The organism is Streptomyces sp. SJL17-4 (genome assembly GCF_036826855.1).
In the GTDB taxonomy this organism is placed as follows: Bacteria; Actinomycetota; Actinomycetes; order Streptomycetales; family Streptomycetaceae; genus Streptomyces.
The window spans coordinates 1,756,830-1,775,939 of the sequence record NZ_CP104578.1; the positions used below are offsets into that span (position 1 = coordinate 1,756,830).

The window sequence follows — 19,110 nt, forward strand, 5'->3', positions numbered from 1 at the left end:
ACCTATCCGGCGTGGACGATGTCGTACCGGGCGCCCTGCGGATTCATGAGCCGGAGGGTCCGCTCGGCCTCGGCGGTGAGCGCCGCCCGCTGGGAGCGCGTCACGTGCGCGAAGGGCTCGACGGTGAGGGTGGTGCGGTCCTTGCCCTCGTCGAGGTGCCAGATCCCGGCGAGGAAGCCGTCGAGGAGGAAGACGCGGTGGGCCTGGTTGCCGGTCCAGGTGCGGCCCCGGAGTTCGGCGGGCACGACGCGGGTGCGGTCGGCGTGGGAGAGGAGCAGGTTGTCGAACTCGGGGAGGAAGCGGGGCGGGGCCGGGGTGTCCTCGTCGGGGCGGGGCGCGTCGGGCAGGTCGAAGAGCTCGGTGCCGCGTTCGTCCTGGAAGACGAGGAGCCGGGGCCGCAGCCGCTCGAAGGCGGGGCCGAGCTTGGTGAGGCCGCACCAGGTCTGCATGTCCTTGACGGAGGCGGGTCCGAAGGCGCCGAGGTAGCGGAGCACGGTCTCGTCGAGATCGGCGGCCCCGTCCGTGGTGCGCCCGGCGGACGCGTCGAACCACTGGTCGGTCGTGGTGAGCGCGACCCTGCCGCCGCGCCCCCAGAGGCCGCGCGGGGTGACCTGGACCAGGGGAAGGAGGCAGCGGGCCGCGACCGAGAGCGACTGCGGGTCGGCGCCGGGCCAGTGGGGAAGCAGCTCCTCGCGCAACTCCTTGGGGGTGCGGGGCCGCTCCTCGACGAGCGCGCGGGCGAGGTCGGCGAGCCGGTCGAGGTCGACGCCGTCGAGGCCCCCGCGGGAGACGAAGAGGGCGAGTTCACGGTCGATGGCCCCGGGCTGCGCGAGCCCGCGCAGGGCGACCGCGTCGCGGGCGGTGTGGGTGTGCACGGTGGAGCGCATGGTCACGATACGGGCGACCTCACGGGACTCCATGAGCGCGGACAGCTGCTCGGGCCGGAATCCGTCGAGGCGGGCGGCGAGCGCGTAGTACGGGGGCTTGGTGTTCTGCGCCTGCAGGCCGAGAAGGTGCTCGACGGCCTCGGTGACGCCCAGGGAGGCGGGGCGGAGAAGGAGCTGGCGGTCGAGGGTGGCACGGTTCAGGGCGCGGGCACCGAGCACGGGGTGGGTCGTCTTGAGGGCCATGAAGGGCACGCTACCCAGAGTTGCGGACAGAAATGGTCCGCAAGTCGACGAACGCGGGAAAGACGCCGCGCCCCAGCCCACCAAACCCACCCAATCCATCACCATTCGCCCGAACCCAACCCCATATATCCTTCCCGAAGACTCTGGAGGTGCACGAGATGTCCGATCGTCGACCGCGCGCGGCATGGCGCCGCCCCCACGCGGAGTCGCCCACGACCACCTCCCCGGAGGCACCCGAGGCGCCGGAGGAGCGGCGGAGCGTGGTGCAGGCGAGCCTGTACCGGGACGGCCGTCGGGTCTCGTCCCCGGCGACGCTCGCGGAGACCTTCCGGCAACTGCGCGAGCACCCGGACGGCATGGCGTGGATCGGCCTCCAGCGTCCGACCGAGGAGGAACTCCACTCCCTGGCGGCCGAGTTCGACCTGCACGAACTGGCCGTCGAGGACGCGATGGAGGCGCATCAGCGCCCCAAGCTGGAGAGGTACGGCGAGACCCTCTTCGTGGTCCTGCGGGCGGCCCGCTACCTGGACGCTCAGGAGGAGGTCGACTTCGGCGAGCTCCACATCTTCGTGGGCCCGGACTTCGTGATCACGGTCCGCCACAGCGCCGCACCGGACCTCTCCACGGTCCGCCACCGTATGGAGAAGGACCCGGAGCTGCTCGCCCTGGGACCGGAGGCGGTCCTGTACGCGATCCTGGACGCGGTGGTCGACGGCTACGCGCCGGTGGTGGCGGGCGTCCAGAACGACATCGACGAGATCGAGACGGAGGTCTTCGGCGGCGACCCGGCGGTCTCCCGTCGCATCTACGAACTCTCCCGGGAAATGGTCGAGTTCCAGCGCGCCACCCGCCCCCTGGTCGGCATGCTGCACGGCCTGATGGCCGGCTTCGCCAAGTACGGCACGGACGAGGAACTCCAGCGCTACCTCCGTGACGTGGCGGACCACGTCACCCACACCAGCGAACGGGTCGACGGCTTCCGCCAGGCCCTCGCGGACATCCTCACGGTCAACGCGACCCTGGTCACCCAGCAACAGAACGCGGAAATGCGGGCGTTGGCGGAGGCGGGCTTCGAGCAGAACGAGGAGATCAAGAAGATCTCCTCGTGGGCCGCCATCCTGTTCGCACCGACGTTGGTGGGAACGATCTACGGCATGAACTTCGACAACATGCCGGAGCTGCACTGGGTGGGCGGGTATCCGTTCGCGGTGGTGCTGATGGCGGTGGTGTGCACGAGTCTGTACGTGGTCTTCAAGCGGCGAGACTGGCTGTAGGAGGCACCTGAGCCACACACGCGGTGCGCATGGCCCCTGGGCAGCACCTACGTCGCCCACATCACGCCCGGGATGATTCTGCTGGGCCTCGGCATCGGCGCGGTGATGACCACCGCGTTCCAGGGGGCGACCGCAGGCGTGCACCACGAGGACACGGGGGTCGCCTCGGCGCTGATCAACACCAGCCAGCAGGTGGGAGGCTCGATCAGCGCGGCACTGCCGACCACCATCGCCTCATCGGCCACGGCCGACTACCGTCTCCATGACCGGGCCCCTCCCACCACGCTCACACGCCAGCTCGACTGTGGGCGACGCCGAAGACCGCCGCCCTATAAACCGATCGGTTTCCTTCTGGTCGGAATCGAGTTAACCTCCCCATATGAGCACCGAAGTGAAGCCAAGTCCCCGAGATCGGCTGCTGGAGGCGGCGGCCACGCTCACCTACCGAGACGGCGTCGGCGTCGGCATCGAGGCGCTGTGCAAGGCGGCGGGAGTGTCGAAGCGCTCCATGTATCAGCTGTTCGAGAGCAAGGACGAACTGCTGGCGGCGAGCCTGGAGGAGCGCGCTTCCGCCTTCGTGGCGACCCTCCTGCCCGCGGCGGACGACGACCGTTCGCCGCGCGAGCGGATCCTGCACGTCTTCGAGCAGGTGGAATCGCAGGCGGGCGCGCCCGAGTTCCGGGGCTGCCGGTACCTGGCCGTGCAGATCGAGCTCAAGGACCAGGGTCATCCGGCGAGCCAAGTGGCCCACCGGGTCAAGGGAGGGCTGACATCCTTCTTCCGCGCCGAGGCCGAGCAGGGCGGAGCCGGTGACCCCGACCTGCTGGCCCGGCAGCTCAGCCTCGTCTTCGACGGCGCCAGTGCCCGCGCGGGGATCGGAGCCGACAACCTCACGGGGCTCATCGCCCCCACGGTGGCCACCCTCCTCGACGCGGCAGACGTGCGCTGACGCGCCGCCTCCCCGAGCAGGCGCCGTGAGCGATGTGCACTCGGGGGCGAAGGCCGTCGGTCATCGGCATGCGGCGCCCGACCCCGACCTTGCATTGTGAAACCGATCGGTTTACCGTTGAGGAAACCGATCGGTTTTTTCTATGTGTCCGGGAGTACATGATGAGCACACATCGGCCGGTGGCCCTCGTGACGGGTGCGTCATCCGGCATCGGGAAGGCAGCCGCGCTCGCGCTGGTCGAAGCGGGGTTCGAGGTGGTCGGCACGAGCCGCGACACCTCCCGCGTCACCCCGCTCGACGGCGTCACCTTCCTCGACCTCGACGTGGCGGGCGACGCGTCGGCCGCAGCCGTGGTCCAGCAGGTGGTCGACCGGTTCGGCCGGATCGATGTCCTGGTCAACAACGCCGGTACGGGCTTGATGGGCGCGGCCGAGGAGAACTCCGTCGCACAGGCCCAGGCGGTCTTCGACGTCAACGTCTTCGGTGTGATGCGCATGGTGAAGGCGGTCCTGCCGCACATGCGCGCCCGGCGGCGTGGACGCATCATCAACGTGTCCTCCGTGGTCGGCTTCCTCCCCTCGCCGTACATGGCCGTCTACGCCGCGTCCAAGCACGCCATCGAGGGGTACACCGAGTCCCTGGACCACGAGGTCCGCGAACAGGGTGTCCGGGCGCTTCTCGTCCAACCCGCCTACACCAGCACCGGATTCGAGTCCAACAGCCCCCGGCCCGACACGCCCCTGCCGGTCTACGACAAGCGGCGGCACGCCTTCGACCGCTTGATGGTGGACGCGATCAAGGACGGCGACGACCCCGCTGTCGTGGCCAAGGCGATCGTCGCGGCGGCGACCGACCCGAAGCCGAAGCTGCGCTACACCGCCGGCCCCGTGGCCGGTCGCGCGCGCATGCTGCGCCGCATGGCTCCCGCCGGGGTCTTCGACAAGCAGATCCGCAAGCTCAACCGTCTGACCGGCTGACGCCTGCCCCCCGAAGGCCGTTCAGGACACCCGGGGCCGGCTCGCCTCCGAGGCCGAATGAGAACCTGTCGGAAGGCCACGCCGTCGAACACGGCCCCACTCCCGACCTGTTCTCCGCCCTGCCCACCCGGCCACCGCGGCCCTACCGGGAGCAGCGGCGCCTGCCGAGTGAACGCGGCCGCGGCGCCGAATCGTCCCGTGCGACCCCGGAAAGCCGCCGACGGCTTCACGTGGGCGGACGCCGTGCCCGGGGCAGTGACGATCCGCGGGCGCGCCGAAGCCCAGGAAGTGCACCGGTGACGCGGTGGGGCCGTAGGCGCCGGAACGCTCGATCCCGATCAGGTCGCCGGGCCGGACACGGGGCAGTGAGATCTTCTTGGCCGGCACCTCACCGCGTCGCGTCGGGCGACCTTCACCGGTCTTCCGGCCCGGGACGTCGAGCAGCCCCCGAAGGGCGGTGCCTTCGGGGGCTGCTCCCGTCGACCGACGTCTACCGTGCCGAGTAGCCGAAGGCCACGCCGTTGGCCGGGAGTCCACCGGAGCCGGGCCTGTACGTGGTGGTGGGAGCGACCGTGCCGCCCTGTGTCACGTTGGACATCGGCAGCGCGTAGAGCGCGCCGGTGGCCAGGGGCCCGGAGGGCATGCCCACGTACAGCTTGGTCGCCGTGAAGTGGATGCTCCTGCCCATGTACTGGTTGGCGCCGGGGGGCCCGGGGATGCCGTCGCCGTCACCGGCCTCGATCCAGCGGTCGTTCGGACCGGCCGACCCGGCCAGCGAGAACGTGTGGACCGCGCCCGCGTTGGCCACGGTGCCGAGATCCTCACCGGGCGTTCCCACGGCGAGCCGCATGGACGCCACGGTGCTCACGGAACCGGGAGCGGTGTTGACGGCGGAGAGGTACTCGCCCATGCGGTCACCGACCTCGGAGGTGCCGGACACGTCGTCCTCCGCCGTGCCCTGCTTGAGCTCGCGCAGGTAGCTCCAGGTGCCGTCGGGCTTGATGCGGATCTGCACCACCCGGCCCGCGTTGGCGCGGCTCTCGGTGCCGACCGTCACGCTCTCACCGGGCGAACCGATCGCCAGGATCGACTCGGTGGCGGCCGCGGCGCCGCTGGCCCGGAACGGGGCGATGGCCACCGCGTACCCGAACTGGTCGCCCGCCTCGGAACCGCCGGAGATCGCCGCGTTGTCCTGGTCGAGTCCGGCGAGCGGCAGGGGGTGGCCGCTGGAGTCGAAGCGGTTGGCGTCGAAGATCGCGACGCCACCGGCCTTCGCCGTGCTGCCCAGCGCCTCGTTGGGGGTGCCGATGGCGATGTAGTTCTGGTCGGCGGCCACGGACCAGCCGAAGAGGTCGCCGGCCTCGGGGTCACCGGGGACACCGGCCGTCGACTGGCTCACCGCCACGCTGGTGGTGCCGTGCACGTAGAACGAGGAACCCGCCTGCGTGACGTCGCCGAGGGCTTCACCGGGCAGGCCGATGACCAGGTACGGCCGGCCGGCGTCGTTCACCGCGGCCGCGATCCTGTGGCCCATCCGGTCGCCCGCCTCGGACGCCGATCCCGCGATGGCACCCGTGCCGAGGCCCTGTTCGAGGTGCGTGGCCTTCAGAGTGCCGGTGCCGAGACCGCCGGCCGCACCGTACAGGATGTCGACGAAGCCCGCGTTGGCGGCGGTGCCGACGGTCTCGCTCGGGGTTCCGGCGACCAGGTCGGTGAAGCCGTCCTTGTTCCAGTCGATGGTGGCCAGGGTCTCGCCGAAGTAGTCGTCCGCCTCGGAGCCGCCGGGCACCCAGTCCAGGTCCTGGCTGATCTCCGCGGTGCCCTTGCCGCTGCCGTACACGACGCGGATCAGACCGGCCTTCGCGTCCGTGCCGACGGTGGCCTGGGGGTCGGAGATCGCGATGTCCTCCGCGCCGTCACCGTTGAAGTCGGTCATCCCGGCCGGCTTCGGGGTGGTGCCCCCGCCGCCGAGAGCGGTACCGAGGTCGAGCCGCGGAGTGGTGGCACCGGTGTAGATGATGCCCCGGCCGCTGCTCTTCAGCAGAGCCGTCAGGTCGGCGATGCTCTTGGTGGGGAAGGCCTGCTTGAGCACCGCGTACGCGCCGGCCACATGCGGCGCGGCCATGGAGGTGCCGTTCTTGGCGGCGTAGGTGCCGCCGGGCACGGCGGAGACGATGCCCGTGCCGGGGGCGAACAGGTCGAGCAGCGGGCCCCTGTTGCTGAACGCGGACAGCTCGTCGTCGTCGGTGGTCGAGCCGACCGTGACGGCGGAGGAGATGCAGCCGGGCATGCTCACCGCGTCGGTGTGGCCGTTGTTGCCGGCCGCGATCACGGTGGCCACGCCGGCACTCAGCAGGCTGTCCACGACCGACTTGCGCAGATCGGTGTCGCAGGCGGTGGCGTAACGGCCGTTGCCGAGGCTGAGGTTGGCCGCGACGATCGGCGTACCGGCCTGCTTGAGCTTCAGCACGTGCTCAAGCCCCTTGAGCTGGGCGCTCTGGTAGCTGCCCACGCAGGGGGCGGCGCCCCCGCAGAACTCCTCGGTGGTGAACTGGCTGAAGACCTGGATGGCGACGATGTTGGCGCCGGGCGCCACACCGTTCTTGGGAGCGCCCGTGATGCCGGCGCCGTTGCCCGCGGCGATGCCGGCCACGTGGGTGCCGTGGTCGCAGGCGGTCATGGTCGAGCAGGGGCCGGCCGCGGTGTTGGCGGCACCGGTGCCCTCCTGCGTGTCGGCGCCGTTCGGGCACAGGCTGACGATGCCGCTCTCGGCATCGCTCGGCGAGAAGCAGGCCTCGGCCACGACCCGGTTCTTCAGGAACGGGTGGCCGGCCTCGACGCCGGTGTCCAGGACGGCGATCGTCTGGCCCGTACCGGTCTTGCCGGCCGCGACGGCGTCGTCACCGCCGATGAGCGGGATGCTCTGGTCCAGGGTCGCCGGCTCCACCGTGTCCTCGGTGACGCTGACCACGCCCGGCTTCGCGGCGAGTTGGTCGAGGCCGGCCCGGTCCACCTTGAGGGTGACCACCGGCACGGTCTCGAATTCCTGCTTCGTCTCGCCGGCGGTCGCCGCGTCGGCGACGTCCGCGAGGGTCTCCGTGATGACGTTGACGCGGACCTTGCCGCCGCCCGCGGTCTGGTCGTAGAGCGGCGGGTCGACCGGATCGGTCACGGCTTCGGCCGCTGTCGCGGTGCTCGGCGGCGTGACGGCGTGGGCCGGTATCGCGGCGCCGAGGGTCACGGCCGTCACCGCGGTGACGACCGTCGCCCAGATCGTTCTCTTCACTATTGCCTCGGTGAGCAGGGGGCGCGTCATGACTGGGCCCGTGGGGAAGCAGACATGACACAGCCCGGGGAGATGTGGGGAGCGAAGTGGTGAAAGGTCCTGACGGAACGGGCCGGGCGGCGAGAGGTGTCCGCCGCCCGGCCCGTTCACGCCCAAGGGGCGTGCTCCGTCAGGAGGTTGTGCTGTGTGTCGTCAGAAGATGCTCGGACCGGCTCGGACCCGTGATCAGGTCTTGTTGGCACCGTTCTTCGGGTGGCCCTTCCAGGCCACGGCCTTGAGGTAGACGTACGCGTAGGAGTTGCACTTCCAGCGGACGAAGATGTTGTACGCCTTGCAGCTGTGTGTCTTCATCGTGGAGTAGAAGGCGTTGTCGACGTTCGACTTCTTGCTGCGGTCCAGGTAGTACCGGTAGCCCTTGTACGTGTTGCCGATCAGGCCGTAGCCGTAGTCGTGGGTGTCACACGCGGCCCGGAAGTTGAAGCCGCCCGGACGGCTGATGTTCGGGCCGGGGGTGCTGCAGCCGTCGTAGAGGATGCCCGCCACGCGGAAGCCGGTCGGCGTGTACCGGAAGTGCGGCCAGTGCCAGCCGTAGTGCGCGGCCCACGCGACGCAGCCGCGGTTGAGGTACCACATCCACTCGGTGGCGCGGTTGCAGTAGCGCGGGTAGGCCTGCGGGTCGGTGATCTCACCGGTGGTGAAGTCCCCGGCCGGAGGCGTGGTCGCGGTTCCGTCGCCGGCCGGGCCCTGCAGGGGCTCGGTGGCGGACGGCAGGTCGGTGCCGACGGGCGCGGCGTTCGGGGCGGCCGACTCGGCGGAGTCGGCCGGGAACGCCAGGTCCCACTCACCGTTGGTCGGCGAGGCGATGTCGGAGACGCGCCCCGTGGTGTCGTAGGCGTACGACGAGACCGGGTCGGTGCCCTCGACCGGGTTGGTCACGTTGCGCAGCAGGCCCGAGGCGTCGTAGGAGTAGCGCGCCAGCGTCTGGGTGGTGGCACCCGACGTGAGGGTGATCTCCTTCGCGCGGCCCGTGTACTCACCGACCGTCGTGCCGGTGGCCGTCGTGGCGGTCGAGTACTTGACCGTCAGCGACTGCGCCGGGGCGTCGGCGGTGGCGGGCTCGCCGACCGTGGCGACCCGGCCCTTGGTGTCGTACGAGACCGTGGCGGTGGCACCGTCGGCCAGGTTGCCCAGGCTGGTCACACGCCACTTGTCGGTGCCCGGAGCGACCTGCTTCCAGTTGTACGTGGCCGTGAGGTTGGCGACCCCGATGGCCGCGCCCGCGTCCTCGTCGCCGGTCACCTCGGTGTCCGGGGTGCCGGTGGCCGGAGCGAGGGTCTCGACCGCGGTGGTCACCAGCGTGCCGGTCGCCTCGTTGTACGTGGCGGTCTCGGTGAGCTTGTCGCCGGTGGCGGTCTCGTACTTCTTGACGCCGCCGCCGCTCGGGTAGTCGACGCTGCTCTTCAGGGCGTACGAGACGGAGACCTTCGCGTCGAGGTCGGTGACCACGACGGAGTCGGCCTTCTGCTCCAGCTTGCGGTTGAGCTGACCCCCCAGGAACCCGGCTTCCCAGCCGGGGCCGAAGACGCCCTGGTCAGGACGGGTCGTGGGCGCCGACTCCGGCCTGGCGACTCCGTCCGCGCCTTCGGTCACCGTGTGGGTACGGCCCATGAGGCCCTCGGCCACATCGGTCTCGTACAGCTCGAAGGACTTCTCCGCGGTGGAGTACAGGCCGGGACCGACCTGCTGGATCTCCCCGTCGGCCAGCGGCGGATCGACAGTGGCGGCCGCGGCCTGCGGCTGCTCGATGACTGCGGCTCCGGCGAGCTGCTGCGGAAGCATCAGCGCCATGGAGAGTGCGGCCATGACAGGCAGAGCTGTCTTGCGCACGAGTCCCCCCTCGTGTCGTAGGTGTGCTGCTTGATCGCTGCGGAACGTAGACCGGCGTTGATCACGACCACAAGTGGCTTGCAAATGAGGGGTGTTGATTCCGCTTCCTTGCAGCAGTGAAGATCGCCCGGCCGCCGCCCGAGGTTGAGTACGCGTACTCATGTGGCGTGTACGGCCCGGCCCAAGACTGGGCACATGAAGCGAACCCAAGCCACGACCAGGGCAGTTGGCCCCGCAGCGCGCCGCCGTGGGCGCACCCTGGCGGTGACGGCTCTCGCCGCTCTGACCCTGGCCGCCTGCGGCTCCGGGCAGCCGGATCCCCAGGGGGAGCGGGGCACGTCCGCCGATGCCGCCTCGGCCAGGAACGACGCGGCCTTCATCAAGATGCTGGACGAGGTGGCGCGGGAGTGCCCCCCGCGGGGTACGAAGAGGGGGTCGCCGGGCACCCCGGAGGGCGAGCCGCCGACCGCTCCGGTGGAGCCGCCGCCGGGCACGACGGTGGAGCCGCCGCCGGGCGGCGCGGTCGAGCCCGTCGCCCCCACGGCAGGTCCGGAAGTGGAGCTCGACGCCCACGACTGGTGCGCCGGCGTCCAGCACGAACAGCGCGTGGCAGAGGCGGTCCTGCAGCTCAAGCAGCCCGATCCCGCCCAGGTCAGGAAGGTGCTGAACGGCCTCGGCTACATCGACGAGCGCATCCATGGCCTGAAGCGGTCCGGCGCGGTCACGAAGTTCGCCATCGACCTCCGCCACAAGGGAGGGCGACTGTGCCTGGACGGCACCGCCAACGGCGAGCTGACGGAGGTCGACGCTTGCGCCGCTCCTACGGATGGTCCGTTCGATATTGCAAATCTTCATCGCCGAACGTGAGTTCGTTGTGATCGAGGTCACACGCCCCGTCTCATTCTGGGTGACCGATCAGCGACATCACGTTACCCGCGAATGGGGGATAGTGTCCTAAATCGGTGCTGAAGCGGCGAGTTGGGGGGCGCCGGGCCATAGAGGGCAGTTGTCCACAGGGCACGCTTTCAAGGTTGCGTCAGCAATCGGCTATGCCCGTGGATGGCTGGGTTCCGTATGAATCCGCGTTCCTGAGGCCGTCTGAGAGGATTTCCGCCGGCGTTCGATCACGCGCGTTGTCGATCTCTTCACGGCAGGGCTCCTCGGCGTGTCGCCCCTACCGCGGCTTTGATCAGATCGGCGACCTTCTCGGGCTGGGACAGGGCGACGCGTCGGTGACCACGTACACCTCACATCACTGCTCCAGCACGGAGAGCGCGGGCAGGACGAGGCAGACCTTCGTCCCAGACCCGACAGGATGACCTTCTTCCGACCGGTCGCCTTGACGGCCGCCACAGCTACGACCGGACCGACCGGCCGACTTTCCTCCCGGCGCCCAGGGGGTGGCACGACAGCGCACTGCCCGAGCGGGGATGCGCATCCCGTGCTCCGGGCCCCCGGGGGCCTGCCCCGACGGCACCGGTCGTCACTTCCTACGACCCTCCTCTTATTCGCGATGGAGAGTCCCACAAACTTGTTGCAGATGAGATCGAACACGACCTAACGTGTCGCATATGCAGACCCCCCGCGACGGAGTTCAGACCCTCATGGCCCTCCCCGTCACCGGACGTCGTACCGCCGCCGCCGTGCTCACCGCCGCCCTCCTCGTGCCGCTCGCGGCCTGCGGCACCGACGGCGGCACCGGGAAGGACGCCGCAGGCCCCTCCGGCTCGGGCTCCGCGAGCGGCGCGCCCGCGGCGGACCTCACCGTCCTCGCCGCCGCCTCGCTCACCGACGTCTTCAGGACCGCGGGCGCCGCGTACGAGAAGTCCCACCCGGGCACGAAGCTCACCTTCTCCTTCGCCGGCTCGCAGGAGCTCGTCGCCCAGGTCTCGCAGGGCTCGCCCGCCGACGTCCTGGTCACCTCCGACACCAAGAGCATGGACAAGGTGAAGGCCGACACCGGCACCCCCGCGATCATCGCGAAGAACCGGCTCGTCATCGCCACCGGCGAGGGCAACCCCTTCAAGGTCGACGACCTGAAGGACCTGGCCGACCCCGAGCTCAAGGTCGTCCTCGCCGCCCCCGAGGTCCCGGCCGGCAAGTACAGCAAGCAGATCCTGGACGCCCGGAAGATCACGGTGAAGCCGGTCTCCCAGGAGCCCAACGTCCGCTCCGTCCTCAGCAAGGTCGAGCTCGGCGAGGCCGACGCCGGCCTCGTCTACACGACGGACGCCGCGAGCGCGAAGGACGAGGTCGACGCCGTCGAGATCCCCGACGACCAGAACGCGATCGCGACGTACCCGGCCGCTACGATCAAGGACTCCGAGAACGCCGAGGCCGCGGCCGCCTTCGTCGCCTGGCTCTCCTCGCCCGAGGGCCAGAAGATCCTCCAGGACGCGGGCTTCCAGAAGCCGTGACCGAGCGGGATCACCACCGTGAGGACTGTCCGTCCCGGGGGACCGGGGCAACGGGCGGCCCTCCTCCCTCACGTCTTCGGGGTCATCGATGAAACGAGCAGGCGTACGAGCGTCCGGCACCCGGCCGCCCCTCACTCTCGCACTGCCCGCGCTCCTGGCCGTGGCGCTCCTGGCCCTGCCGCTGCTCGGCATCCTCGCCCGCACGGAGTGGGGCGAGCTCGCCGGCCATCTGCGCTCACCGGGCACGGTCGAGGCGCTGAAGCTCTCCCTCGTCGTGTCGTTCTGGGCGCTGGGGCTCTCCCTGCTGCTCGGGGTGCCGCTCGCCTGGCTGCTGGCCCGCGTGTCGTTCCCCGGCAAGGCGCTCGTCCGCTCGCTCGTCCTGCTGCCGATGGTGCTGCCGCCGACGGTCGGCGGTGTGGCGCTGCTGCTCGCCTTCGGCCGGCGCGGGCTCCTCGGCCCGTGGTTCGAGAGCACCTTCGGCATCACCTTCCCGTTCCACACGTCGGGGGCCGTGATCGCGGCCACGTTCGTCGCGATGCCGTTCCTCGTCATCAGCCTGGAGGGCGCGCTCGGCGGACTGCGGCCGCGGTACGAGGAGACGGCGGCCTCCCTCGGCGCCTCGCCGGTACGGGTCTTCTTCACCGTGACGATGCCGATGGTCGCGCCCGGACTGATCGCGGGCGCGGCCCTCACCTGGGCGCGGGCGCTCGGCGAGTTCGGCGCCACGATCACCTTCGCCGGGAACCTGCCGGGGACGACGCAGACGCTGCCGCTCCGGGTCTACCTCCTGCTCCAGGACGAGCCCGGGGCCGCCACCTCCGTCTCGCTGCTCCTCCTCGCCATCGCCATGGGCGTACTGGTCGCCCTGCGCGGCCGATGGACGGGGGCGCCCGCGGACCGCCGTCCCCGCCCCGCCCCCGAGGCAGGCCCCGAGGACCCGGCGCCGGTCCCGCAGGCTCCCCCCGCGCCCGCCGCCGCGAAGGAGACCGAACGCTGGGCGCTGCACGCCGAGGTCACCGGCTTCAACCGGCTCACCCTGGACGCCGACCCCGGCACCACCATCGCCGTCGTGGGGCCCAACGGCGCCGGAAAGACCACCCTGCTCCGCGCCCTCCTCGGCCTCACCCCCCGCGCCCACGCCGACCTGCGACTCGGCGACGAGGACGTCACCGCGCTGCCCCCGCACCGACGGCATGTCGCCTGGGTTCCCCAGGACGGCGCGCTGTTCCCGCACCTGAGCGCCCTCGCCAACACGGCGTACGGACTCCGGGCGCAGGGCGTCCCGCGCGCCGAGGCCCGGCGCGAGGCGCAGACCTGGCTCGACCGGCTCGGAGTCGGCCCGCTCGCCCACCGTCGGCCGAACCAGCTCTCCGGCGGGCAGGCCCAACGCGTCGCCCTGGCCCGGGCGCTGGCCGCCAGGCCCCGGCTCCTCGTCCTCGACGAGCCGCTCGCCGCGCTCGACCAGACCACCCGCGCCCATGTACGCCACACCCTGCGCACCCACCTCACCGGCTTCGGCGGCGTCTGTCTGATCGTCACCCACGACCCGGTCGAAGCGGTCTCACTCGCCGACCGTGTCCTCGTGCTCGACGACGGCCGGGCCCTCCAGGACGCGTCACCCGTCGAGGTCACCCGGCACCCGCGCTCCCCCTGGGTCGCCCGCATGCTCGGCCGCAACGCGTGGCCGGGCACGGCGACCCCGGAGGGCCTCGCGCTGGACGGAGGCGGCGCCCTGGTCGCGACCGACCCGCCGCCGCCCGGCACCCCCGCGCTCGCGATCGTCGCGCCCGAGGCGGTGTCCGTCCACCGCGAGAGGCCCGCCGGCAGCCCCCGTAACGTCTGGCCCGGCACCGTACGCGAGATCACCAGCAGCGGCAGCCGGCTCCGGGTCCTGATCGCCTCCGACCGGGCACCCGACCTCGTCGCCGAGATCACGCCGCAGTCCGCCGCCGAGCTCGGCCTCGCCGACGGGGTCTCCGTCTGGACGAGCGTCAAGGCGACCGAGGCGACGATCGTGCCGCTGTGACCGCCCGGTCCGTACGGGACTGATGCGGGTTTCGAGGGGTGGGAGGAGGAGGTCAGTTGCCGCGCGGCGCGTACATGATGACGGCCATGCCGGCCAGGCAGACCAGCGCGCCGATGACGTCGTAACGGTCCGGGCGGTAGCCGTCGGCGACCATGCCCCAGGCGATCGACCCGGCCACGAAGATCCCGCCGTACGCGGCGAGGATACGGCCGAAGTTGTCGTCGGACTGGAGCGTGGCCACCACCCCGTACAGGCCGAGGGCGATGACACCGGCGCCGATCCAGACCCAGCCCTTGTGCTCGCGGATGCCCTGCCAGACGAGCCAGGCGCCGCCGATCTCGAAGAGGGCGGCCACCACGAACAGGGCGACGGAACGAGCGACGGTCATGATCGGTGAGCCTACCCGGCCGTCCGGCGGTGCCTGAGGTTCACCGCCGCGGCCCTGGCCAGGGCTACGGGGTGCAGGAAGCGCAGGGGGCCGATCAGCCGGGCGGAGAACAGGTGCATGTGGCGCGCGAGCGATGCGTCGCGTGCCGCCGCCGAGAACATCAGCCGTTCCACCGGATTGAACGGGCGGGCCTTGGAGAAGTCCGCGGCGAGGTACTGGTGGCCGCGCAGCCGGCGCCCGTGCCGGCGGGCGTAGCGTGCGAGTGACCGGTCGAGGTCCCCTCGACCGGTGGCGGCCGGAGCCACCTCCTCCGCCAGCCATCGCGCGGACTGCAGCGCCCAGCCGCATCCCACTCCCCACAGGGGATCGCCGGTCAGTGCCGCGTCGCCGACGAGCGCGAGGCCCGGGGCGGTCGGCCTACGGCTGTGGAGGGGGTGGTCGACCATCCCGATGATCTTCGTGATGCGCTCGGCGTCGTCGATGGGCGGCGCGTCGGGCAGGGCGCGGACGAACGCGTGGAAGCTGCCCTCCAGGTCCTCCTTGAACGCCGGCAGCCGCTTCTTGTCCGGGACCACGGCGAGGACCGTGATCCCGTCGTCGTTCGGGAACGCGTACGCCATGTCGGGTTCGAGGAACCAGGTCTGGCCGATCCCGCCGTGCAGCGGAAGGTCGCGGAAGTGCGCGAGATGGCCGAACCGCGTGTTCTCGTGCTGCCGAGCGGCCACCCCGGCGAGCTTCGCCACCGCCGAGTCCTTGCCGTCGGCGCCCACGACGAGCCGGGCCCGTATCCCGCGCTCACCGTCCGGTGTCGGCGCGCGCACCCCGACGGTCCGCCCGCCCGCGCCGAGCAGCCCGGTCACCCCGTGACCGAGCAGCAGGTCGACGCCGGGAGTGTCCGCCGCACGGGACCGGATCAGCGGATCGAGGACGCTGCGCCGGATGTCGTACCCGTACGGCAGCTCGGGGCCCGCCGGCGCGGCCCTCGGCTCGATCCATCCCCAACGGGTGTGCCAGCGGGCCTCGCTGCGGACCGCTCCCGCCTTCTCCAGGGCGGGGAGGAGGCCGAGTTCGTCCAGCACCGAATGGGTTTCTGTCAGGCACATGACCGAGTGTAGAGAGCCGTAATCGGCTGGCACGACTTCCGGAGGCGGCGGATCATGCGAAGGGTCCGCGCTCGTCATGAGCCCGCTCACCCGTCCGGGAGAAGTCGCGATGGCCGTCACCCCGCCCGAGCCGCCCGAGCCCTCCCAGGTGCCCGCGCCGCCCCAGCCGTCCGGATCCCGGCCGGAGGTCCGCTCAGCGGCCGGTGTGCTCCGCGGCACGCATGAGGCGGGTGTGGCGGTCTTCCGCGGCATCCCGTTCGCCGAGCCCCCGGTCGGCGCGCTGCGCTTCGGCGCGCCCCGGCCCGCACGGAGCTGGAGCGGGGTGCGAGAGGCCGTCTCGTACGGGCCGCCGCCCCCGCAGGCCGGGCATTTCGGCATGGACGCCCTCTCGCGGGACGCACCGGGCGACGACTGGCTGACGGTCAACGTCTGGTCGCCCGAACCGACCCCCGGCGCCGGTCTGCCGGTCATGGTCTGGATCCAGGGCGGCGCGTACGTCTTCGGGACGTCCGGCCTCCCCGAGTACGACGGCGGCCGCCTCGCCCGGGACGGCGGCGTGGTTCTGGTGACGTTCAACTACCGCGTCGGCATCGAGGGCTTCGGGCAGATCGAGGGGGCTCCGCCCAACCGGGGGCTGCTCGACCAGGTCGCCGCCCTGGAATGGGTGCGGGACAACATCCGGGCCTTCGGCGGCGACCCCGAGCGGGTCACGGTCTTCGGCCAGTCGGCGGGCGGGGGATCCGTCGCCGCCCTGCTGGCGATGGACCGGGCGGCCGGGCTCTTCCGCCGGGCCGTCGCGCAGAGCGCGCAGGGCACGTACTTCTCCCCGGACCTGGCGTCGGACATCGCCGCGGCCTGCGCCGCCGAACGGGGGCTTCGGCCCACGGTGACCGACCTGTCCGGCGTCCCCCCGCACGAGCTGCCGGCCGCGGGCGACGCGCTCGGCGCCACGATGGACCAGTGGGCGGACCGCTGGGGTCGGCCCGCGTACCGGACCATTCCCTTCTCGCCGGTCGTCGACGGCGACATCCTGCCCGCCACACCGTGGCAGGCCCTCGCCGACGGCGCCGGTCGTGACGTCGACCTCCTCGTCGGCCACACCCGCGACGAACAGCGCCTGTTCACCGCGGTCACCGGCATGCTCGGAGAGGTGAGCGAGGAACAGGCGGCGACCGCCCTCCGCTTCCTCGCTCCGGGCCCGGACGGCGCGCGCCGGTATCGCGAGGCCTATCCGGCGGCGGGCCCGGACGAGCTGTACGAACTGGTCCACTCCGACTGGCTGTTCCGCATGCCGTCGCTCCACCTCGCCGAGGCCCGGGCGGCCGCCGGCGGTCGCGCCCATGTGTACGAGCTGACCTGGGCCGCCCCCGGCATGGGCGGTGTCTTCGGCGCCTGCCACGGCCTCGACGTACCCCTCGTCTTCGGCAATCTGGACCGCGGGCAGCCCGCCGCGCTGATCGGTGAGGGGCCGTCCCCGGAGGCGGAGGCCCTGTCCGCCCGGATGCGCGCCGCGTGGACGTCCTTCGCCGCCCATGGCGACCCCGGCTGGCCCGCGTACGACACCGGGCAACGGCTCGTGCAGATCTTCGACACCGATCCTGCCGTCACCGCCTACCCGGAGGAGGCCTCCCGCTTGATCTGGCAGGACCACCCCTTCCCCGTGCTATCGGTGGTCACTTGATCGCTTGCCCGTGGGTCGCGCGGGGGGTCCAATGGCCGACATGACGCCATCCTCGACGCCCGAAACAACGCCCGATGCAACGCCCGAAGCAACGCCGACCGAAGCGACGCCGACCGACGGATCGCCCGTTCGGATCGGCGCTCTCGTCCCGCTGACGCCGCCCGGCTGGGTCGAGGCCGGCCGGCACCTGCTCGCCGGCCTCGAACTGGCCGTTCGCGAGGTCAACGACGCCGGCGGAATCGGCGGGAGGCCGCTCGAACTGGTGGTCCGGGACACCGCGGCCGATCCGCGGCAGGCCGCGGCGGCCGTGGAGGAACTGGCCGGGCTCGGCGTGACCGCCCTGGCCGGGGAGTACCACAGCGTCGTCGCCCGCGCCGCCGCCGCGCGGGCCGACGCCCTCGGGCTGCCGTACCTCTGCTCGTCGGCCGTTCTCGACGCGCTCACCGACGAGCCGACGGACCTGGTCGCGCGCATCGCCCCCGCGCAGTCCCACGGCTGGCGGACCTACGCGGACTTCCTCCTGGCCGCGGGCCACCGTCGGATAGCCGTCGCCGCCCAGCCGAGCGTCTACTGGGCGTCCGGGACCCGCATCCTGCGGGACCATCTCGCTCCCCGCGGCGGCACCGTCATCCCGCTCGACGCGGCCGAGCTCACGCCGGCGGCCGTGTGCGACGCACTCGTCGACCGGCGTGCCACCGCTCTCCTGCTGCTGGTCGGCCACCCGGAGCCGGCCGTGCCGCTCGTCCGGGCCGTCCGCCGCGACCCGCGCCTCGCCGAGATCCTGATCGGCGCCCCTGCCGGGCAGCCGGAGTTCGCCACGTGGGCGCGGTCGCTCGGCGACGACGGCGCCGCCGTCCCGTTCCTGCGCTACCTGCCCGAGCACCTCGGCCCGCTCGGTACACGCGTCGGGACGGTGCTGCGCGAGCGGCTGGGCGAAGCACCCTCCTTCGTCGCCTTCGAGGGCTACGACACCGTCACCGTCCTCGCCGACCTGCTGCGCTCTCACGGCGCGGACCGGCCGGGCATCGCGACATCCTGGCCGTACGTCGACGTCGAAGGCACCCGCGGACAGATCCGGTTCTCCCGGACACCGGACATCAGCGTGTGGCAGTGGACGTGGCCGCCCGTCCAGGTCGTCGACCGGGATCCGGCGGCACCCGAACGTTTCCGCGTCCTTCACACCGGACCGGCCCGAACCCGCTACCAGTAACGCTCCAGGGCTCCCTCCCTGTACGGGGCCGGGCTCACGCTGAGTTCTCCGGCGAAGGGGCGGTCCAGCACGAAGACCAGGAGCAGGCTGAAGCCGATCAGGGCGGCGACGGAGGCGACGAAGAGGAGCTGGATCCGCAGCTTGCGCATCCCGTACAGGAAGGTGAGCGGGATCAGGACGAGGGCGCCGCCGAAGGCGAGGACCTGGAGCAGCGGGGGCAGTTCCTGCTCGGCCATGGTCAGCCGGGCCCGGCGCTGTGAGGCCACGCCGTTGAGGTGGCTGACGGCCTGCTCGTAGAAGACCTCTTCGCGCGCAGTCTTCGGGTCGTACTCCTGGAGGACGTCGTAGACGGTCTGGAGCTTCTCGGCGGTGGCCCCGTAACTCGGCTGCCCCGCCCGCATCCGGGGCCACTGGACCTCGACGACGGAGTGGACGTAGTCGCTGAGCGCGTCGTCGACGCGGGCGCGGACCGGGGGCGGGAAGGCGGCGGCGTCGCGGGCGATGAGCGCGACGTCGGTGGCCTCGGTGGCCACGATGGTCTGTGTGCTCTCCAGTTGCGTCCAGAGGGTCACGATGACGAAGGCGAGGATGATTCCGTAGATCGCACCGAACATGCCAAGGGTCACCCCGACCATGTCGTTGTGCTCGCCGTCGGACAGCGACGGGTGCCTGCGGCGCAGCAGCACGCTGCCGGCCACCGCCACGAGGACGGTTCCGCCGACCGTGACCACGGCCAGGGTGAAGGTGCTGAAGTGATTGAGCAGCCAGAGCGACATGTGCGG

At 71.7% G+C, this 19,110-nt stretch carries 15 protein-coding genes and 1 pseudogene; 8 read left to right on the forward strand and 8 right to left on the reverse strand.

Annotated elements, in window-relative coordinates; translation table 11 throughout:
* Nucleotides 1-2: 2 nt before the first annotated feature.
* Nucleotides 3-1,130, reverse strand: coding sequence for a winged helix DNA-binding domain-containing protein (locus N5875_RS07770; RefSeq protein ID WP_338492458.1), 1,128 nt, complete (start codon nucleotides 1,128-1,130; stop codon nucleotides 3-5).
* 158 nt (nucleotides 1,131-1,288) lie between these two features.
* Here N5875_RS07770 and N5875_RS07775 point away from each other — a divergent pair, with 158 nt between their 5' ends.
* Nucleotides 1,289-2,404, forward strand: a complete 1,116-nt coding sequence (locus tag N5875_RS07775; RefSeq protein WP_318212841.1) for a magnesium and cobalt transport protein CorA — start codon at nucleotides 1,289-1,291, stop codon at nucleotides 2,402-2,404.
* Between the two features lie 47 nt (nucleotides 2,405-2,451).
* Here N5875_RS07775 and N5875_RS07780 read toward each other — a convergent pair whose 3' ends face one another.
* Nucleotides 2,452-2,649, reverse strand: coding sequence for a hypothetical protein (locus N5875_RS07780; protein WP_338492460.1), 198 nt, complete (start codon nucleotides 2,647-2,649; stop codon nucleotides 2,452-2,454).
* Nucleotides 2,650-2,783: 134 nt separating this feature from the next.
* Between N5875_RS07780 and N5875_RS07785 the strand changes: the two genes are divergently transcribed.
* Together N5875_RS07785 and N5875_RS07790 are read left to right on the forward strand one after the other, a co-directional pair.
* Nucleotides 2,784-3,353 carry a TetR/AcrR family transcriptional regulator gene (locus tag N5875_RS07785; RefSeq protein WP_318212839.1) on the forward strand — a complete coding sequence of 190 codons (570 nt, stop codon included), beginning with the start codon at nucleotides 2,784-2,786 and terminating at the stop codon, nucleotides 3,351-3,353.
* 161 nt (nucleotides 3,354-3,514) lie between these two features.
* Entirely contained in the window at nucleotides 3,515-4,330 is an 816-nt protein-coding gene (locus N5875_RS07790) for an oxidoreductase (RefSeq protein WP_338492463.1), read from the forward strand.
* Nucleotides 4,331-4,591: 261 nt separating this feature from the next.
* Here the strand turns inward: N5875_RS07790 and N5875_RS07795 are convergent.
* From N5875_RS07795 to N5875_RS07805, 3 genes and pseudogenes are all read right to left on the reverse strand, one after another.
* A pseudogene (locus tag N5875_RS07795) lies at nucleotides 4,592-4,720 on the reverse strand (diaminopimelate decarboxylase); the annotation flags it as partial.
* 100 nt (nucleotides 4,721-4,820) lie between these two features.
* Nucleotides 4,821-7,646, reverse strand: coding sequence for a S8 family serine peptidase (locus tag N5875_RS07800; RefSeq protein ID WP_338492466.1), 2,826 nt, complete (start codon nucleotides 7,644-7,646; stop codon nucleotides 4,821-4,823).
* A gap of 195 nt (nucleotides 7,647-7,841) precedes the next feature.
* On the reverse strand, nucleotides 7,842-9,503 hold the full coding sequence (locus tag N5875_RS07805; RefSeq protein ID WP_318212837.1) for a phospholipase A2: 1,662 nt from the start codon (nucleotides 9,501-9,503) through the stop codon (nucleotides 7,842-7,844).
* Nucleotides 9,504-9,698: 195 nt separating this feature from the next.
* On the opposite strand from N5875_RS07805, the gene N5875_RS07810 reads away from it, so the two are divergent.
* The 3 genes from N5875_RS07810 (at nucleotide 9,699) to N5875_RS07820 (ending at nucleotide 13,946) form a co-directional block, all read left to right on the forward strand.
* On the forward strand, nucleotides 9,699-10,370 hold the full coding sequence (locus N5875_RS07810; protein WP_338492468.1) for a hypothetical protein: 672 nt from the start codon (nucleotides 9,699-9,701) through the stop codon (nucleotides 10,368-10,370).
* A 737-nt stretch (nucleotides 10,371-11,107) separates the two neighbouring features.
* A complete protein-coding gene (gene modA / locus N5875_RS07815) occupies nucleotides 11,108-11,920 on the forward strand; it encodes a molybdate ABC transporter substrate-binding protein (RefSeq protein WP_338499114.1) in 813 nt (270 codons plus the stop codon).
* Between the two features lie 88 nt (nucleotides 11,921-12,008).
* Nucleotides 12,009-13,946, forward strand: coding sequence for an ABC transporter permease (locus N5875_RS07820; RefSeq protein WP_338492470.1), 1,938 nt, complete (start codon nucleotides 12,009-12,011; stop codon nucleotides 13,944-13,946).
* Nucleotides 13,947-13,998: 52 nt separating this feature from the next.
* Here N5875_RS07820 and N5875_RS07825 read toward each other — a convergent pair whose 3' ends face one another.
* Both N5875_RS07825 and N5875_RS07830 read right to left on the reverse strand, forming a co-directional pair.
* A complete protein-coding gene (locus N5875_RS07825) occupies nucleotides 13,999-14,334 on the reverse strand; it encodes a YnfA family protein (protein ID WP_338492472.1) in 336 nt (111 codons plus the stop codon).
* A gap of 11 nt (nucleotides 14,335-14,345) precedes the next feature.
* Nucleotides 14,346-15,437 (reverse strand): FAD-dependent monooxygenase, encoded by a 1,092-nt coding sequence (locus N5875_RS07830; protein WP_338492474.1) that lies wholly within the window; start codon nucleotides 15,435-15,437, stop codon nucleotides 14,346-14,348.
* Between the two features lie 76 nt (nucleotides 15,438-15,513).
* Here N5875_RS07830 and N5875_RS07835 point away from each other — a divergent pair, with 76 nt between their 5' ends.
* Nucleotides 15,514-17,118: a carboxylesterase family protein gene (locus N5875_RS07835; protein ID WP_318212832.1), complete on the forward strand. Its 1,605-nt coding sequence runs from the start codon at nucleotides 15,514-15,516 to the stop codon at nucleotides 17,116-17,118.
* 40 nt (nucleotides 17,119-17,158) lie between these two features.
* Nucleotides 17,159-18,328, forward strand: a complete 1,170-nt coding sequence (locus tag N5875_RS07840) for an ABC transporter substrate-binding protein (RefSeq protein WP_338492477.1) — start codon at nucleotides 17,159-17,161, stop codon at nucleotides 18,326-18,328.
* Here N5875_RS07840 and N5875_RS07845 read toward each other — a convergent pair.
* Entirely contained in the window at nucleotides 18,319-19,104 is a 786-nt protein-coding gene (locus N5875_RS07845; protein WP_338492480.1) for a DUF4239 domain-containing protein, read from the reverse strand. The genes N5875_RS07840 and N5875_RS07845 overlap by 10 nt on opposite strands.
* Nucleotides 19,105-19,110: the final 6 nt, after the last annotated feature.

What these genes read in the sequence shown, in the direction of transcription:
- N5875_RS07770 (WP_338492458.1), bottom strand. Translation starts at nt 1,130, where the DNA reads ATGGCCCTCAAGACGACCCACCCCGTGCTCGGTGCCCGCGCCCTGAAC.
- N5875_RS07775 (WP_318212841.1), top strand. Translation starts at nt 1,289, where the DNA reads ATGTCCGATCGTCGACCGCGCGCGGCATGGCGCCGCCCCCACGCGGAG.
- N5875_RS07785 (WP_318212839.1), top strand. Translation starts at nt 2,784, where the DNA reads ATGAGCACCGAAGTGAAGCCAAGTCCCCGAGATCGGCTGCTGGAGGCG.
- N5875_RS07790 (WP_338492463.1), top strand. Translation starts at nt 3,515, where the DNA reads ATGAGCACACATCGGCCGGTGGCCCTCGTGACGGGTGCGTCATCCGGC.
- N5875_RS07800 (WP_338492466.1), bottom strand. Translation starts at nt 7,646, where the DNA reads ATGACGCGCCCCCTGCTCACCGAGGCAATAGTGAAGAGAACGATCTGG.
- N5875_RS07810 (WP_338492468.1), top strand. Translation starts at nt 9,699, where the DNA reads ATGAAGCGAACCCAAGCCACGACCAGGGCAGTTGGCCCCGCAGCGCGC.
- modA (WP_338499114.1), top strand. Translation starts at nt 11,108, where the DNA reads ATGGCCCTCCCCGTCACCGGACGTCGTACCGCCGCCGCCGTGCTCACC.
- N5875_RS07820 (WP_338492470.1), top strand. Translation starts at nt 12,009, where the DNA reads ATGAAACGAGCAGGCGTACGAGCGTCCGGCACCCGGCCGCCCCTCACT.
- N5875_RS07825 (WP_338492472.1), bottom strand. Translation starts at nt 14,334, where the DNA reads ATGACCGTCGCTCGTTCCGTCGCCCTGTTCGTGGTGGCCGCCCTCTTC.
- N5875_RS07830 (WP_338492474.1), bottom strand. Translation starts at nt 15,437, where the DNA reads ATGTGCCTGACAGAAACCCATTCGGTGCTGGACGAACTCGGCCTCCTC.
- N5875_RS07835 (WP_318212832.1), top strand. Translation starts at nt 15,514, where the DNA reads ATGAGCCCGCTCACCCGTCCGGGAGAAGTCGCGATGGCCGTCACCCCG.
- N5875_RS07840 (WP_338492477.1), top strand. Translation starts at nt 17,159, where the DNA reads ATGACGCCATCCTCGACGCCCGAAACAACGCCCGATGCAACGCCCGAA.
- N5875_RS07845 (WP_338492480.1), bottom strand. Translation starts at nt 19,104, where the DNA reads ATGTCGCTCTGGCTGCTCAATCACTTCAGCACCTTCACCCTGGCCGTG.